This window comes from Rhodococcus sp. MurmanLake-1 (genome assembly GCF_056945715.1).
The window spans coordinates 338006-354016 of the sequence record NZ_JBWZNF010000005.1 but is presented as its reverse complement, the minus strand read 5'-3'; the positions used below and the strand labels follow the sequence as shown (position 1 = coordinate 354016).

General features: G+C 61.5%; 13 protein-coding genes. 9 read left to right on the top strand and 4 right to left on the bottom strand.

What is annotated here, in order from left to right; all coding sequences use genetic code 11:
* Nucleotides 1-106: 106 nt before the first annotated feature.
* Complete coding sequence (locus AC2ETI_RS16945) at nucleotides 107-664, bottom strand: DUF6764 family protein (protein ID WP_019744475.1); 558 nt, start codon at nucleotides 662-664, stop codon at nucleotides 107-109.
* Between the two features lie 80 nt (nucleotides 665-744).
* Nucleotides 745-1530, bottom strand: coding sequence for an HAD-IIA family hydrolase (locus AC2ETI_RS16940; RefSeq protein WP_064443292.1), 786 nt, complete (start codon nucleotides 1528-1530; stop codon nucleotides 745-747).
* Between the two features lie 82 nt (nucleotides 1531-1612).
* On the opposite strand from AC2ETI_RS16940, the gene AC2ETI_RS16935 reads away from it, so the two are divergent.
* Nucleotides 1613-2761 carry a PucR family transcriptional regulator gene (locus AC2ETI_RS16935; RefSeq protein ID WP_151531733.1) on the top strand — a complete coding sequence of 383 codons (1149 nt, stop codon included), beginning with the start codon at nucleotides 1613-1615 and terminating at the stop codon, nucleotides 2759-2761.
* Nucleotides 2762-4189: 1428 nt separating this feature from the next.
* Nucleotides 4190-5650, top strand: coding sequence for a wax ester/triacylglycerol synthase domain-containing protein (locus tag AC2ETI_RS16930; protein WP_151531732.1), 1461 nt, complete (start codon nucleotides 4190-4192; stop codon nucleotides 5648-5650).
* 212 nt (nucleotides 5651-5862) lie between these two features.
* Here the strand turns inward: AC2ETI_RS16930 and AC2ETI_RS16925 are convergent, their stop codons facing one another.
* The gene (locus AC2ETI_RS16925; protein WP_042450431.1) at nucleotides 5863-6366 is read right to left on the bottom strand and encodes a hypothetical protein; all 504 of its coding nucleotides are present in this window, start codon (nucleotides 6364-6366) and stop codon (nucleotides 5863-5865) included.
* Nucleotides 6367-7356: 990 nt separating this feature from the next.
* On the opposite strand from AC2ETI_RS16925, the gene AC2ETI_RS16920 reads away from it, so the two are divergent.
* Nucleotides 7357-8610, top strand: coding sequence for an NAD(P)/FAD-dependent oxidoreductase (locus tag AC2ETI_RS16920; protein WP_113682331.1), 1254 nt, complete (start codon nucleotides 7357-7359; stop codon nucleotides 8608-8610).
* Here the strand turns inward: AC2ETI_RS16920 and AC2ETI_RS16915 are convergent.
* Nucleotides 8582-9973 carry an amino acid permease gene (locus AC2ETI_RS16915; RefSeq protein WP_019744479.1) on the bottom strand — a complete coding sequence of 464 codons (1392 nt, stop codon included), beginning with the start codon at nucleotides 9971-9973 and terminating at the stop codon, nucleotides 8582-8584. The two genes, AC2ETI_RS16920 and AC2ETI_RS16915, sit on opposite strands and share 29 nt — an antisense overlap.
* A gap of 189 nt (nucleotides 9974-10162) precedes the next feature.
* Here AC2ETI_RS16915 and AC2ETI_RS16910 point away from each other — a divergent pair, with 189 nt between their 5' ends.
* The 6 genes from AC2ETI_RS16910 to AC2ETI_RS16885 all read left to right on the top strand — a co-directional run bounded on the left by AC2ETI_RS16910 (nucleotide 10163) and on the right by AC2ETI_RS16885 (nucleotide 16004).
* A complete protein-coding gene (locus AC2ETI_RS16910; protein WP_003941500.1) occupies nucleotides 10163-10633 on the top strand; it encodes an SRPBCC family protein in 471 nt (156 codons plus the stop codon).
* Between the two features lie 34 nt (nucleotides 10634-10667).
* Nucleotides 10668-11120: a hypothetical protein gene (locus tag AC2ETI_RS16905; protein ID WP_019744481.1), complete on the top strand. Its 453-nt coding sequence runs from the start codon at nucleotides 10668-10670 to the stop codon at nucleotides 11118-11120.
* Nucleotides 11110-12129, top strand: a complete 1020-nt coding sequence (locus tag AC2ETI_RS16900; RefSeq protein ID WP_113682329.1) for a DNA polymerase III subunit beta family protein — start codon at nucleotides 11110-11112, stop codon at nucleotides 12127-12129. Before AC2ETI_RS16905 ends, AC2ETI_RS16900 begins: the two co-directional genes overlap by 11 nt.
* Nucleotides 12130-12201: 72 nt before the next feature.
* Nucleotides 12202-12915 carry a phosphatidylserine decarboxylase gene (locus tag AC2ETI_RS16895; protein WP_003941540.1) on the top strand — a complete coding sequence of 238 codons (714 nt, stop codon included), beginning with the start codon at nucleotides 12202-12204 and terminating at the stop codon, nucleotides 12913-12915.
* Between the two features lie 59 nt (nucleotides 12916-12974).
* Nucleotides 12975-13805, top strand: coding sequence for a CDP-alcohol phosphatidyltransferase family protein (locus tag AC2ETI_RS16890; protein WP_029254795.1), 831 nt, complete (start codon nucleotides 12975-12977; stop codon nucleotides 13803-13805).
* Nucleotides 13806-13826: 21 nt separating this feature from the next.
* Nucleotides 13827-16004, top strand: coding sequence for an AAA family ATPase (locus AC2ETI_RS16885; RefSeq protein ID WP_019744483.1), 2178 nt, complete (start codon nucleotides 13827-13829; stop codon nucleotides 16002-16004).
* Nucleotides 16005-16011 lie beyond the last annotated feature (7 nt).

Sequence of the window (16011 nt, the reverse complement as noted above, 5' to 3'; positions counted from 1 at the left end):
GGGGGTGTCTATGGTTCCCGGTCTCACTGCCTCGACCTGGCACTCACGGTTCGCGAGTGCCAACTGCATTTTTAGCACTCGAGCGTGCCGAGTGCAAGGTTGAGCCTCAGCCCGCGATGCAGAACTGTCCGTTACTCAAATTGACCGCAAACGAGAGCACTCCGACGCAGTCGACGCCGTTGGCATCGGCCGTAGCGCCCGCCCCGTAACCGGCGATGGCGAAGGTGACATTTCCGTCAGCCGCCCCGGCCCGCGCGATACCGCCGCCGAGCGCGAATGCCTGCGCCTGACCGTTACCGCGAGAAGCCCCCAGCGCGGTTCCGAATCCGTTTGCATATGAATTGGAGTAGCCGTTGTCGGCGGCAACGCTCACTGCCGTACCGCTCTCGGCAGCACCGGCCTGCGAACGGCCGGCTCCGACGGACTGCGCGCCGCAGCTCGCGGTCTCTGAGACCTGGATGTCATTGGCCGACGGCGGCGAGACACACGTGACGGGGGCTGCCGAAGCAGCTCCCGCACCGGTCAGTGCCAGCCCGGCGGCGAGCCCCATACCTACAGTCATCACAGCCCCTGTTCTCGCCAGGCGGCCCCCCAACCGACTACTGGAAATTCCGCTGACTCGAGAGGATGAGCGGCGGAACCAGACTGACGAGATCAAGGGCATAGAAACTCCTTCGTGGAACAAGTTCATTGGATTCGGGCGCGAGAGTACCCGCTCGAGTGAAGTCCGTCACCCCCGCCTGGTCAAGCCTCGAGGACGACCCCGAGAAGGGCCGGAAGATCCGCGACCGAATCGATGACGTGGTCGGGCTTCTGAACCGAGAGGTCGAGCACTGTTTGCCGAAACTTGCCTGTGCGCACCAGAACTCCGGTCAGGCCGACCCGCTGTGAGGAGAGGACGTCCCCGATCAGATCGTCGCCGACCATCACCGTCGCCTCAGGTTCGACATGCATCAGCTCCGTGGCTGTAAGGAACCCCGTGAGAGACGGTTTACCCACCGCGGCGATATTTACACCCGCCACTTCCTCGAAGCCGGGCAAGTACGTTCCGGTGTCGATTCGAAGGCCACCTGACGTCTCCCACATCATCCCGCGGTGCATCGCGACGACGGGCACTCCGGCGAGCAGTAGTTCGAGCACTCTGCTCAGCGCCTCGTGGGTGAACTCCGGGCCGGCGCCGCCGAGAATCACGACCTCGGGATCGGCGTCGTCGAATTCGATTCCCTCGAGATCGGCGGACACGTCACCGTGATTGAGTACCCACGCCCTCGCGTCCGGGTACGTCGCCCGCACGTACTCCCCCGTGAGCCTGGCGGCAGTAACTATCTGGCTCGCCTCCACCTCGATACCGGCGTCGCACAACCCCTGCGCGATGAGTGTCGAACTGCGCGAGGTGGTGTTGGTCAGAAACCCACAGGCCAATCCGCGCCGCCGAACTTCGCGTACTGCTTCCCCTGCTCCCTCGATCGGCTGCCAGGACGTGAGCAGGACTCCGTCGATATCGAACAGAACACCTTCGATGTCGGCCATTGCACCAGCCTATATTCGCCATCGAGGTCCTGCCGAGGCGTCGAAACCCGAAATCCGTCGATCGCTCAGTAGGCTCCCACCCATGGACCTGCGCGACGACGACCTCTTCTCCGTCGCCGGTTCTCTGGCCGAATTGCTCGGCGCTCCCGTCACGATCGAGGACGAGAACTCGACGGTTCTCGCGTACTCCGGCGGCGAGCAGGCCGTGGACGAAGCTCGCATCGGCACGATCCTCGGTCGGCAGGTACCCAGCCGATTCCGCCAATTACTCTCCGATGCAGGAGTATTCGATCGGCTTCACCGAGAGAGCGATCCCATCTACGTCGACCTCGAAGACCCCTCGATCACTCCGCGCCTGGTTATCGCAGTTCGCGAGAACGATCACCCCGTCGGCTCGATCTGGGTCGCACTCGCTGGAACACCGACGCCCACACAGGAATCGATACTTCGATCCGCGGTATCTGTCGTGGCCGAGAGAATCGCCTCGGAGCGTGACCGGGTCGACAGCACACGCCGTCGCCAATCCCAGCGCGTCCAAGCTCTGGTCGGCGGTGGCGAACCCGCATTCCGCGCCGCCGACGACTTGCGGTTGGCAGGCCCGCTCACCGTCGTCGCCGTCGGAACCGTCGCGGGACCACTGCCGGCGGGGTTGGTCGCCTCCTTGAGCTTGTACCTGGACACTCTGGCCGTCGACGCCGTGATCGCACAGTTGATCGACTCGACGTACCTTGTTGTCGCCGCTGACGAAGCGAACGCCCGCCGACTGTTGGAGGACTTCCTCAGCCGCGCCCGCACACGAGCACAACTTGCCGTTGCGGTGGGCCGCACCGTGAAATCAGCCAGCGAATGCCATTTGTCACGCGCCGACGCCGACCATGTTCTGGGCGCGCTGCGACACAACCGGTCCGGCGGGATTGTCGCGGGTATGAACGACACCTTGGCGTCGGTACTGGCCTTACATGTTGCCGACATCTTCGACGGACTGAGCACCGCCACACCTATGCACGCCCTGGAAGGGTACGACCGTCGACATGGAAGCGAACTCGTCGCAACGGCCCACACCTTCCTCGACAAGGGCGGTGATGTCGCGAGTTCTTCCGCAGCATTGCATGTTCACCCCAACACTCTCCGCAATCGATTACGCCGCTGCAAGGAGATGTGCGGGGTTGACCTGAGCGACGCGGACACTCGACTGATCCTGATGCTTCAGTTCAAACTACGAAGTTCCTGAGCCGGCGAAGAAGGTATCGGAGCATCTCCCGTGCCGCTCCACTTTGGGAGGTATTCGACAAAATATCACCCAAAAGTATTAACGACCAGTCCGCCAAAAGTCATAATTACCGGCCACGATTCCCAAAACCCAGCAATTCGGCAATCATCAATCTTGCAATCTGGTTAGCGTTCCGCAAGATCTTCCTCTCACGGCCCAAATAGGCCATTTTGGTTGCCTGACCAGCATAAATGAAACACGTTTCAGTTTGGTTCTACAAATTCCTAGTCAAAGTGGACTTGCTCGAGCTAACCTCATTCTCGTCACGCCACATAAGACCCCGAACGCCACACGGATCTCTTAGCAGAACGATCGCAAGGGTCCGTGCACTAGTCGAACCTGCTCTTTGTGGAATGCAACAAGCATGCGCCGATGTACAAAAAGTCTTCCAGATCTATCGAAAGGATGGAACTTCATATGATCGCAATGTTCCTTCAAGCAACGGCTGCGTTGTTCACCGGATTACTGGACAATGTATGGAGCGGATCCCTAGTGCCCGGCATCGAGGGCGCCACCGGCTCGCTAGCCGGATTAATCGAGACCGGCTCATCGCAACCCTGATCCATTTCAGAACATCACCCAACGACAGGAGTAAACGATGGATCTAGGATCGATGGTGCCTTACCTCAAGGAACCGATAATTTTGCAGATCATTTCATTGCTCGTATACAGAGGCTCCATGGCGTCAGTCGACTTCGACTGGCAACCCCCACTCGGCTGACTTCAACAGAATTTCCTACCGTGATAAAAATCTACCGCAAGGAGCGTTAGCATAGTGGATACAGCAAGTATCATCGACGCAGTCACGAGCATTGATTCGCAATCATTGCTTCCCCCGTTCGTTTATGTGCAGGCAATAGTCGACGGCATCTTCAAGTCTATCTCCGCAGCCATCAACCTAATGGCTAGCGGTTCTGCAGGTATTGGTGGAAGCATTCAGACCGCCCTCGGCTCGACCGTTGCCCCGTAGTCGGGAGAGGAGACAATAATGTTCGATCTTTCAATGAGCTATCTGTCGGATCTGGTGGGATTTGGCTCAATCGACCTAGTAGGTACGTTCGCGAAGTATCTCAACACCCTGTCCGCGTACACGCCGACGCCGCTCTAAGGAAAGGTGATTTACAATGCTGCAAAGATATATCACCAGTTTGATCGCCTGGGCTACTGGGACCATAGAGTTGACCGGCCTGGGAAGTACCATTCTGCAGAAGTAAATTCTCTGGTGCAACTTCTCTACTCTGAACTTCGATGATCCCCGAGGCTCCAATTCGCCTCGGGGGTCATTTCGCGTTCCAAGCACGAGAGTTTTCCAGGCACGAGAGTTCCGGGCCACGAGAGTTCCGGGGCACGGACACTTTGATCCGGCACCCGCCACGTGAGGAGTTCGACATGAGACTGCCCAACCTGCTGGATGCGGCTGTCACACAGGTGAATCCGCGAGACGCGGACTTCGTCTACAACGAGTCCGCCGGCCACCTGAAGCATCTGGTCGGCGTGTACTTCTTCGAAACATCTCAGCACCCAGCCGCAGAATTCACGCAGGCGCAAGCCGTCGATTGGGTCACCGCCAGGCTCGGACACAATCGCATGTTCACCCACCGAATCCAGCACACGCCACTGGGACTCGGCCATCCGTACTGGGTTCCAGACCCCAACCTGGATGTGGGCGACCACGTGCGGGTCAACGCGATTTCCGAGCCGGGTTGGGCACCATTTCAAGAAATGCTCAGCGCCCTGCTGACCTCGAGAATGGATCTCAGCCGCCCACCGTGGGAACTGCACTTTTTCACGGGGATCGAGGGGCTTGACGCTCTACCCGGCAGGCTGACGGCGGTTGTGCTCAAGTCTCATCACAGCGCGGCCGACGGAATCGCGATCCGAATGCTGGGTGAAGCCATATTTTCGGATGCGCAACGGCCGAGGAAATCAGCACCTGCAATACGGTTCCTACGGGGACGTCTCTTCACGCGATCAGCGCTGAGTTTCCCCGGCCAACTTATCCAGTTCGCCAAGAGCATTCCGGGCAATCGGGCTGCTGCCCGTGCGGTAGTCGAGGCGAAGAGTGCTGGAGAATGGGACGAGTGCATCTACGAAAGTACTAGCACCCGCTTCAACTGCAAGGTAAGCGGGTCGGCATTGGTGGAGCCGATCATCCTCGCAGGCAACGAGGTTCGGCATGTGAAGAACGCAGTCCCCGGAGCGACTGTCAACGACGTCCTTCTGGCTGTGGTCGGTTGCGCGATGGCGCGATACCTTACCGAGAAGAGCGAAGCGCCTCGAGGTTCTCTGTTCGCGATGGTTCCGCGGTCCATGCGCAAGCAAGAGGAGTGGGAGTCCGCAAACCAATTGGTGAATCTGTCCGTGAACATGCACACCACGATCACGGATCCGCTGAAAAGACTCGCTCTCATCGCAGGGTCTGCACGCTCGGAGAAGGCCCGTACGTCCCACACAGCGGTCCGGCGGATGAGCACAGTGTTGGAGACCCTACCCGCTCCGATAGCGCGGTTGATGGCATATTCACGTCACCATGACGACTACAGCCCGGATGGGCCGCGGTATCAGCACACGATGGTGAGTAACATTCCGCTCTCGGTCAACGGACTGACCCTGAACGGGGCAACTGGCACTGCCGTACTCGCTAATCAAGCACCGGTCGACGGTGACGGGCTGCGGCACTTCATGGTAGCTGCGAGTGGCGGCAACCTAACGCTCAACGTTATTGCAGACGCCGCAACGATGCCAGATCTAGGCCACTACCTGGAGTTGCTTCGCGCGAGTTTCGAGGAACTGAAGGAAGCCGCAAAGACGCGTGAGCTCGAGAGCAACTCGACCGTCATCGCATCCTGATCCCTTATTCACCAAGACATTACGAGCCCGGCCTACCACTGCGGTAGGTCGGGATTCTTGTCGAGCGGGTAATTCTGCACGTAACTCGCATCCACATGGTCTGGAAGCGCCTCCCGGCACACACTTCTGGCACTCACGCACAAGACTACGCAAAACAGCGCTGCCTGAGTGGGGTGTCAGGCAGCGCTGCTAATCACCGGGGTCCGGATTGACTATGGATGCAGAACGCCCGCACCCGAATTCAGTGCCGGGTAACTACCGGTCGCACCCACCGCATTGGCGGGAATGCATGAGGTCGGCGCACTGACTGTCCCGAAGATAGGCACTGACGCCTTCGATGTGAAACGGAAGTAATTCGCCGAGAAGTTATACATCTGGGCCGCGGTGCCCTGAGTGTCGAACTTCACGTCCAACGCACTGTTCCGAGTTTGGAAACTAATCTTCGGAAGCTGGTATGTCACGCCTACGCCGACATCCGCACCGTCCACGATCAGTTGCGATCCGGTATCGGTGAGAGTGACCGTGCCTGTGTAGCCCGAACCGGAACCGGCCACCAGTGCGGCCGATCCTGCGACGAACGTCGCTGGGTCATAGCGGTAGACAAGCCTGACGTCATCAATGCCGAGGAATGTGACACCCGAGACGCCAGAACTGCTGGGTGTCGTCGCTGAACCGGGCTGAAGGGTGTATGAATTTACCCCGGGCGTGGCATTCACAGTGACGTGGTTAGCCGTGACCGAGGTTGGAACTACCTGATCCACGGTCTGCCCAACACTTACAGCGCGGCACGCCTGGTTATAGCTCGTCACCGTCGTACCTGCAGTTGCCGACGCCGGTGCAACTGCTGCGAATACCATGCCCGCCGAAGCAGTTACTACTGCTAGAGCGGCCACCGTACGTTTTGCCGTTGAAACATGCATATCTTCTACTCCTCATTCCCTTTCGGGATCGGTTTATAGCGTTGATAGCACTTCCTGCCAAAACGCAGTTCGAGCAAAGTTGAACTACTGCATTGACAGCCTCCGCATCACCGGAAGTTTCGCGGCGAAGGGGAAGTCTTTGAGGCCGTGCGCAGCACGATAGGATTTGTTCACTACCGATGCACGACCGAAATCTTGACAACGGAGATTAGCGATACGACATCACCCGGGAATCATGTCTCGATTCCGAAAAAGATGACGTCCGACCGTGAGAAACCACCTCCAATCAGCTGGTTTGGTAGCACCAATTCCACTGGATGCTCACACCGAGCGGTAAGTTGGAACAGCTGATCGACGATTGAAAGCCATTCACGATTTGCCGCTTATGTGATGACCGTCACCATACCTCAATTACTAGAACTTGTAACAGTTTTTGAAAGAAATCTCTCGACAACTTGAAACGGCGACCCCACTTACATCGAGGATTTGCACGCGACTAATACCAAGGAACTAACATTCAGCGAAACATTAATACTAAAGTATTAACAACGCAGCTCATTCCAGAGATGGTTAATACTTTAGTATTAATTCAAAAGTTCCAGTGCATTCACGAACCGACTCACTGTGATTCGCTTCCCAAGCGAGGGCTGTGCACTCGCACAACGCATTCCCCGAAGCTGTGGCCGAACGGCCAGTCCTTTTGCCACCCCTGCGATTCATGCTTGAGAGAAGAGCCGGATGTGACCGGCGTCTCGGTTCGAGCAGAGTCTGTAGAAGGAGTGCGTCATGGGAACTCGTCAGAGCCCCGATCGTGTGGTCGTGGTCGGTGCGGGTGTTGTCGGATTGTCGACGGCCTGGTTCTTGCAGGAACGTGGAGTCGAGGTCACCGTCGTCGATCGCGACGGCGTCGCAGCCGACGCGAGCTGGGGCAACGCCGGTTGGCTTGCCCCCGCATTGACGCTTCCGCTGCCCGAACCCGCAGTGCTCCAATACGGCTTGCGCGCGATGCTCAGCCCGTCGTCCCCGGTGTACGTGCCACTGACCACCGATCTGAAGCTGATTCGGTTCCTGGTCGGGTTCGCGCGCCACTGCACGCCGTCGAAGTGGCAGGAAGCGATGTCGGTCTACACCGAGGTCAACCGAACAGCCTTGGGCGCGTACGACGAACTCGCCGACGGTGGCGTCAAAGAGCTGACGCGCCTGGCCGATCCTTTCCTCGCCGCGTTTGCGTCCGAGAAGGACCGACAGACCTTGGTGGACGAGTTCCACCACGTCGAAGCTGCCGGCGGAGAAGTCGACTTCGACCTCCTCGACTACGACGCGATTCATTCGCTCGAGCCTTCACTCGGCCAGGGTGTGAAAGCCGGTTTGCGCCTGCGCAATCAGCGTTTCATCGATCCCCCGTTGTTCGTGAACTCGTTGGCGGACGCGGTTCGTGAACGCGGTGGAGAAATCGTCAGCGGTTTCGACGTCACGCAGATCGACGATCGGGTCGGCGGAGTCACTGTTCGCAGTGCACACGGTGATTCACGCGACGGTGACTCCGTAGTCCTCTCGAGCGGTGCCCGCTTGAACAAGCTCGCAGCACCGTTCGGTGTGCGCAAACTGGTGCAGGCCGGACGCGGATACAGCTTCAGTGTCAAGCCCGAGCACCTCCCCAAGAACCCTGTGTATTTCCCCACCCAGCGCGTCGCATGCACTCCGTTGCACGATCGCTTCCGAGTGGCCGGAATGATGGAATTCCGCAGCCCTGATGCGCCGCTGGATCCGCGCCGCGTGCAGGCGATCATCGATGCGGCCAAGCCGATGCTCAGCGGCATCGACTGGACTGCGCGGGAAGAGGAATGGGTGGGATCACGACCGTGCACTACCGACGGCTTGCCGTTGATCGGAGCCACGAAGTCGCCGCGGGTGCACGTCGCCGGTGGTCACGGGATGTGGGGAATCGCCCTGGGTCCGTTGACCGGAAAGATGGTGGCCGACTCGATGACCGGCGCTCAGACGCCGACCGTCATGCGCCACTTCGATCCGCTGCGCTGACAGCCGGTTTCACCCACTTGTAGTACGCGCCCGTCAGCAGAACCAGCCATCCGGCACCGACGAGCAGCGCAACTCGGGTATCGGCGATGACGCCGAGCAACACGATGACAAAAGCCAGGAACACGATCGCGAAGATCTGACCGTACGGCCACAGCGGCACTGGAAACTTCAGTGCCGCTGTTTCGTCTGCACTCATCTGAGCGCGGGAACGGAACTGCGAGAGCAGGATCATGATCCAGACGAAAATCGTGGCAAAGGTGGCCAGCGAGGCGATGACGAGGAACACCTGGTCCGGGATCAGGTAGTTGAGCAGTACTCCCACCAACAGGGCACCGGTCATGATGACAACGGTCATCCACGGAACACCGTTGGCGGAGACTCTCTTCATCACCTGCGGGGCCTGACCGGCATGCGACATTCCGAACATCATGCGACCCGCACCGAAAACGTCGCTGTTGATGGCGGACAGGGCCGCGGTGATGACAACGATGTTGAGGATCGATGCGGCCGTTCCCAATCCGAGGTTCTCGAAGATCTGGACGAACGGGCTGTTGTCGGAGTTGATGGTCTGCCACGGAATGATCGCCATGATGACGGCGAGGGTGCAGATGTAGAAGAGAATGATGCGCACCGGGACCGTGTTGACGGCTTTCCTGATGGTCTGCGCCGGATCCTCGGCTTCGCCCGCGGTGATACCGATGATCTCGGTGCCACCGAACGCGAACATGACGATCGCGAAACACGCGACGAATCCGCCGAAGCCCGTCGCGAAGAACCCGCCGTCCGACCAGAGGTGGCTGATTCCGGCATCGGTGTCGTGAACGCCGAATCCGAACACGATGATCGCGATGCCGCCGGCGATCATCGCGATGATGGCGGTGATCTTCACGAGCGTGAACCAGAATTCCAGTTCGCCGAACACCTTGACGCTCAACAGGTTTATCGCGCCGATGAAGAAGACCACAGCCAGAACCCAGATCCATCTCGGTACGTCCGGGAACCAGAACTGCATGTACAGCCCGAAGGCGGTGACGTCGGCGAGGCACACGATCACCATCTCGAACGTGTACGTCCACCCGGTCATGAAACCGGCGAGTGGTCCGAGGTGCTTGTTCGCGTACTCGCTGAACGAACCGGAAACCGGGTTACGGACCGCCATCTCGCCGAGCGCTCGCAACACCAGGTAGACCGCGATACCGCCGATCAGGTAGGCCAGGAGCACCGACGGGCCGGCTCGTTTGATGGCCTCGGCGCTGCCGTAGAACAGTCCGGTTCCGATGGCTGATCCGAGGGCGATGAAGCGGATATGGCGCGCTGTCAGCCCTCGCTTGAGGCCATCCTGCGTCGCGGCGTCGCTGTTCACTTCTCGGTACTCCAGTCGGATGGATCGTCATACGTGCGCGAACCATTGTCCGCTACCACCGCGCGTGTTCCCGCACGACCCTGTTGGACGGCCGTACAGTGACCTGACACACATGGTCCATTGACGGATCGCTTACGATCGACAAAAGTGTTTGTAACTTTACGTAGCATCAACTCGACTGGAGAGACTGTGTCCAACACCCTCGAAGCAAGCATCGACATCGACGCATCACCGCAGGACGTGTGGGCAATCGTCGCCGACCTGCAGCGCATGGGCGAATGGAGCCCCCAGTGCAAGGTGATGAAGGTAATCGGCGGGACCGTGCGTGAGGGCGCCAAGACGATCAACGTCAACCGCAAGGGCCTGCTGGTCTGGCCGACGTCGTCGAAGGTCGTTCGCTTCGAGCCCAACAAGTCGGTGGCGTTCCGCATCGCGGAGAACCGCACGATCTGGTCCTACGAACTCGAGCCGACCGCTACCGGCACCAAGGTGACCGAGCGTCGCGAGGCTCCCACCGGAACGTCGAAGGTCTCGCAGTTCCTCGTCAAGACCGTCCTGGGCGGAAACGCCGACTTCGAGGTCGAGCTCGTCGAAGGCATGAATGCCACATTGAAGCGTGTGAAGAGCGAGGCCGAGGCGGCTGCACGCACCTCTGCTTGACCCTCGACCTGGTCGAGGCATCAGGATCCGTTCCATGGATCCCGTGATGACACAGATAGCGCAGGCACAAGAATTGGCGAGCTCCGGCGATCGAGCCGGGGCTCGCTCTGCGTTCGAGAAGATGTGGGAAGAGATCAGCGCCGCCCCCGATGCGCTCCACATCGTCTCCCTCGCGCACTACATGGCCGACGTTCAAGACGATCCGGCTCAGGAGCTCTGCTGGGACCTGCGCGCCCTCGACGCTGCCGATTCGTTGACCGACGCGCGAGCCCAGGAACACCACGCATCGCTGCAGGTCGCCGGTTTCTATCCATCGCTGCACCTCAACCTGGCTGCCGACTACCGCAAACTCGGACGCGACACCGAGGCCGTCGAGCATCTGACGAAGGCCGAGGCGTCGGTCGGCACACTCGCCGACGACGGTTACGGCCGGATGATCAGGGGCGCTATCGAGCGACTGCGGGCAGAATTGATCCGTGACCACTAGTTCCGCCCTCTTGACGATCGGCGAGATGTCCCGGGCGTCGGCGCTCCCGATCAGCGCTCTGCGGTTCTACGACAAGGAAGGCGTGCTCGTCCCGCATTCCGTCGATCCGCACACCGGTTACCGCTGGTACACCGACGATCAGCTCCGCGACGCCCGCATGATCGCCGGTATGCGACGCGTCGGTGTTCCGATCCGCGACATGATGGCCGTCCTGACCGGGCCGGAACCGCATTCGTGCCTGGACGCCCATCTGCGCAACCTCGAGTACGGTCTCGCCGACGCCCGCGCCGAACTGGGGCGAATTCACCGGCTGATCGATTCGCTACCTGCCTCCGGCGGCGTGGACATCGACTCGTGGGATCTACGACGCGCACTCGACGCCGTGCTGTTCGCCGTGAACGAGGAATCGGAGTTCCCGATACTTCGCGGCGTCCACCTCGACATTCACGACGGCGTCGCTGCGTTTGTCACCACTGATCAGTTCCGGCTCGCGGTCGCCGAGGTGAAAGTTCACTCTGCTCTGACGGTGTCCGCTGTCGTTCCCGTGGCCTTCGCGCGATTGTTGCGCGATGTCGCCGGCGTCGTGACGCTGACTTTCTCCGCGCGCACGGTGACTGCGTCGTATCCGGGAGGTGAGGTGTCCAGCCCGCTGATCGAGGACGGCGAGTTCCCCGATCACCGAATCCTGCGCGAGCACCACGACGCGGTCGAACTGAGCGGCGACCAACTTGCCGCCCTGCTCAACGGCACCGGACACGGAGCCGTCGTCAGCATCGGCGAAGACGGTGGTGCCCGGGTGGATCCGGGTGGAATGGATCCCCGTGAGAGGTTCCGCGTACTGGTCGACCGGCAGCGACTGCGCGACGCCGCCGCAGCCCAACCGGGGCGGCAACTGGTGATCCGAGTAAGCGGCGCGACGCTCCCGCTGGCGATACGCACCGGCGACTGTGTCGGGTACTACTCGTACTTGATGCCACTACAGCCTGTAGGAGAGAAGGCGTTCACGTAATCTATGGATGCTCTACCACCCCGTACTGTCAGTGCGACCAGCAGAAGACCTACCGAGTAGTTAGAGGAGCCTGTGGCACGCCGACCCACACCCCCCGGAACCCCGCAACCCACCGGGATCGGACATATCGTCGATCTGGTTCGCCATGCGATTCCGCCACTTCATCCCGCCGGCCTGCCGTTCGTGCTGGCCCCGCTGGGAGTTGCAGCTCTAGGCCGCAACCGTAAGTGGGTGCGCCGAGCCGGTCTGACCACCGCCGCCGCATGCGCCACGTTCTTCCGTCACCCGCACCGGGTGCCGCCGAACCGCATCGGCGTCGTCGTCGCGCCCGCCGACGGCGAGGTGGCGTTGGTCGACAACGCCGTTCCGCCCGCCGAGCTCAATCTCGGAAGCGAGCCGCGCCCGCGCGTCAGCATCTTCCTGTCTGTTCTCGACGTGCATGTCCAGCGCAGCCCTGTCGGTGGAACGGTCAAAGAGGTCGTTCACCAGGCAGGCAAGTTCCTCTCCGCAGATCTCGCCGACGCCAGCGAGGTCAACGAGCGCAACAGCATGCTGATCGAAACCGCCGATGGTCACGACGTTGCGGTTGTCCAGATCGCGGGACTGCTCGCGCGCCGCATCGTCTGCTACGCCGGTGTCGGTGACGTCCTGCCGATCGGCGACACGTACGGACTGATCCGTTTCGGCTCACGCGTCGACACCTATTTCCCCGCCGGAACCACACTCCTGGTCGAGCCGGGACAACGCACGATCGGTGCTGAAACAGTTATCGCGCAACTGCCGTGAAGACGCCGAAGATGAAGTCAGCCGTGAAGAAGCCGGGAGCAGCCCAACCCGGCGCGAAGATGCCCAAACGCACCCAGGCGGTGCGGTTGCTGCCGTCCGTCATCACCATCCTGGCGCTGTGCGCCGGGCTGTCCGCCGTCAAATTCGCTCTCGACGGACAACCCGGTACCTCGCTCGCGATGATCGGCGCCGCTGCCGTCCTCGATTCACTCGACGGCCGCATCGCGCGACTGCTCGACGCCACCAGCAAGATCGGCGCCGAACTCGACTCACTGGCCGACTCCATCTCCTTCGGCGTCGCCCCGGCCCTGGTCCTGTACGTGACCTTGCTGGACGGCACCAGCATCGGCTGGATCATCGCGTTGATCTACGCGGTCAGCATCGTGTTGCGACTCGCACGTTTCAACACCCTGCTCGACGACGACGACGTCCCCGCGTACGCACGTGAGTACTTCGTCGGCGTGCCGGCTCCGGCCGGCGCACTCATCGCCCTCACTCCCCTGGCCGCGACGGCTCAGTGGGGTGACGGCTGGTGGTCTTCGCACTTCGTCGTCATCGTGTGGACGCTCTTCTCGGCTGCACTGATCGTCAGCCGCATCCCGACGCTGGCGATGAAGTCTGTATCCGTGCCGCCGCACATGGCGGCCGGCCTGCTCGTCCTGGTGACGTTGGCTGCGGCCGCACTCATCACCTACCCGTACATCCTGCTGATCGTTCTCATCGCGATCTACCTGGTGCACATCCCGTTTGCCGTGCACTCGAAGCGGTGGGTGGCAGCACGTCCTGAAACCTGGGACATCAAGCCTTCCGAACGCCGCGCGATCCGACGCCAACCCAACGTCGGTGGCCGCCGCTCGGCCGCTCGTCTCGGATTGCGGCGACCCCGCTAGTCCACGACGTACTCTCGAGAGGTGACTTCGCCGGAACTCGCCCTCACCGTTCGACTCAACACCTCTGCCGCCGACCTACGCCGCGGGGTCGTGCGCTTGCACCCCGAAGCGTTGGCGGCGTTGGGCATCCGCGAATGGGATGCCATCGCACTCATGGGAGCCCGCGGCACCGCGACCGTCGCGGGCCGTGCACCCACCGGAACCCCGGCAGGCACGATCCTTCTCGACGACGTCACCATGTCGAACGTCGGCCTGACCGAGAACTCTTCCGTCGTGGTCGGTCCGGTGACGGTGTACGGAGCGCGATCCGTCTCCGTCACCGGCTCGTCCATGGCGACAAATTCGATCAGCTCGACGGTTCTGCGACAAGCTCTTCTGGGCAAGGTCGTCAGCGTCGGCGACACGGTCTCGCTCCTCCCCCGCGATCTCGGTCCGGGTACGAGCACTTCCGAAGCCACCCAAGCGCTTTCCCGTACCTTCGGCGTCGCGTGGACATCCGAACTGCTCACCGTCACGGCCGTCGAACCTGCCGGTGGTCCGGTCAGCGTCCAGCCGAATTCGGCGGTCAACTGGGGTTCCGGCTCGGCGGGTGCGCTGACACCGAGTGCGCTTGTCTCCAGTCCCGCTACAGCCGCGATCGAGCCTGCACCGTCGGTTCCGCTGGATCACCTCGTCGGCGCGCAAGCGCAGGCAGCCAAGCTGACCGAGTGGCTCGGCCTGGCACTCGACGAACCAGAACTGCTCCGTACGCTCGGCGCCTCACCGCACCTCGGCGTCCTCATCACGGGCCCCGCCGGCGTGGGCAAAGCCACGTTGGCCCGCTCGGTCCTGTCCTCACGCAAACTGGTCGAACTCGACGGCCCGGGAGTCGGTGCCACCGAGGCGAATACCCGCCTGCAGCGAATCGTCGACGCCGTTGCTGCCGTGCGCGGCGGTGGTGTACTGCTGATCAGTGACATCGACGCTCTGCTTCCGGCCACCGCGGAACCGGTGTCCGCACTGATCCTCGAACAATTGCGCAGCGCCGTCGCAACCCCGGGCGTGGCATTCGTCGCGACCTCCGCCCATCCTGAAACCGTCGACGCGCGCCTTCGCGGACAGGATCTCTGCGATCGAGAACTCGCACTTACCCTGCCGGACGGCGCAACCCGCAAGGCATTGCTCGAACTCCTGCTCCGCCGCGTGCCCACCGGAACCCTCGAACTCGACGCCATCGCCTCGCGCGCACCCGGATTCGTGGTCGCCGACCTCGCGGCGCTCTGCCGTGAAGCTGCTTTGCGAGCGGCGACGCGGGCGTCCAAATCCGGTGATTCCCCGGAGATAACGCAGGAAGATCTTGTCGGCGCCCTCGAAGTGATTCGGCCACTGTCTCGTTCGAGTACCGAAGAACTGTCGATCGGCAGCGTCACCCTCGACGACGTCGGCGATATGGTCGAAACCAAACAGGCGCTCACCGAGGCGGTCCTGTGGCCGCTGCAGCACCCCGACTCCTTCGCACGCCTCGGTGTCGACCCACCCCGCGGCGTGCTCCTCTACGGCCCTCCCGGCTGCGGTAAGACGTATCTCGTTCGTGCCCTTGCCAGCTCAGGCCACCTCAGCGTCCACGCCGTCAAAGGTGCGGAGCTGATGGACAAGTGGGTCGGCGCCTCCGAAAAGGCCGTACGCGAGTTGTTCCAGCGCGCACGCGATTCGGCGCCCTCGTTGATCTTCCTCGACGAAATCGACGCCCTTGCCCCGCGTCGTGGTCAAAGTTCCGACTCCGGGGTGTCGGATCGCGTCGTAGCCGCGTTGTTGACCGAACTCGACGGCGTCGAACCGCTACGCGACGTCGTGGTGTTAGGCGCCACCAATCGACCGGATCTGATCGACCCGGCTCTCCTGCGCCCCGGCAGACTCGAACGTCTCGTATTCGTACCGCCGCCGGATGCGGAGGCTCGCAAAGCGATTCTGCGTGCTTCCGGCAAGTCGGTACCGCTCGCCGAAGATGTCGATTTGGACATTCTGGCCGTCGATCTCGAGGGATACTCGGCAGCAGACTGCTCGGCTCTCCTGCGTGAGGCTGCACTCGCCGCCATGCGTCGGAGCATGGACGCGGCCGACGTGACGGCCGCGGACGTGGCAACCGCCCGTGAGAAGGTACGTCCCTCACTCGATCCCGAGCAGGTGGCACACCTACAGGCGTACGCGGACAACCGATAAGGACTGA

Excerpts from the sequence above, each read along its gene's own strand:
- AC2ETI_RS16920 (WP_113682331.1), top strand. The coding sequence starts at position 7,357 with ATGGGAACTCGTCAGAGCCCCGATCGTGTGGTCGTGGTCGGTGCGGGT.
- AC2ETI_RS16890 (WP_029254795.1), top strand. The coding sequence starts at position 12,975 with ATGCCCAAACGCACCCAGGCGGTGCGGTTGCTGCCGTCCGTCATCACC.
- AC2ETI_RS16940 (WP_064443292.1), bottom strand. The coding sequence starts at position 1,530 with ATGGCCGACATCGAAGGTGTTCTGTTCGATATCGACGGAGTCCTGCTC.
- AC2ETI_RS16905 (WP_019744481.1), top strand. The coding sequence starts at position 10,668 with ATGGATCCCGTGATGACACAGATAGCGCAGGCACAAGAATTGGCGAGC.
- AC2ETI_RS16935 (WP_151531733.1), top strand. The coding sequence starts at position 1,613 with ATGGACCTGCGCGACGACGACCTCTTCTCCGTCGCCGGTTCTCTGGCC.
- AC2ETI_RS16930 (WP_151531732.1), top strand. The coding sequence starts at position 4,190 with ATGAGACTGCCCAACCTGCTGGATGCGGCTGTCACACAGGTGAATCCG.
- AC2ETI_RS16945 (WP_019744475.1), bottom strand. The coding sequence starts at position 664 with ATGCCCTTGATCTCGTCAGTCTGGTTCCGCCGCTCATCCTCTCGAGTC.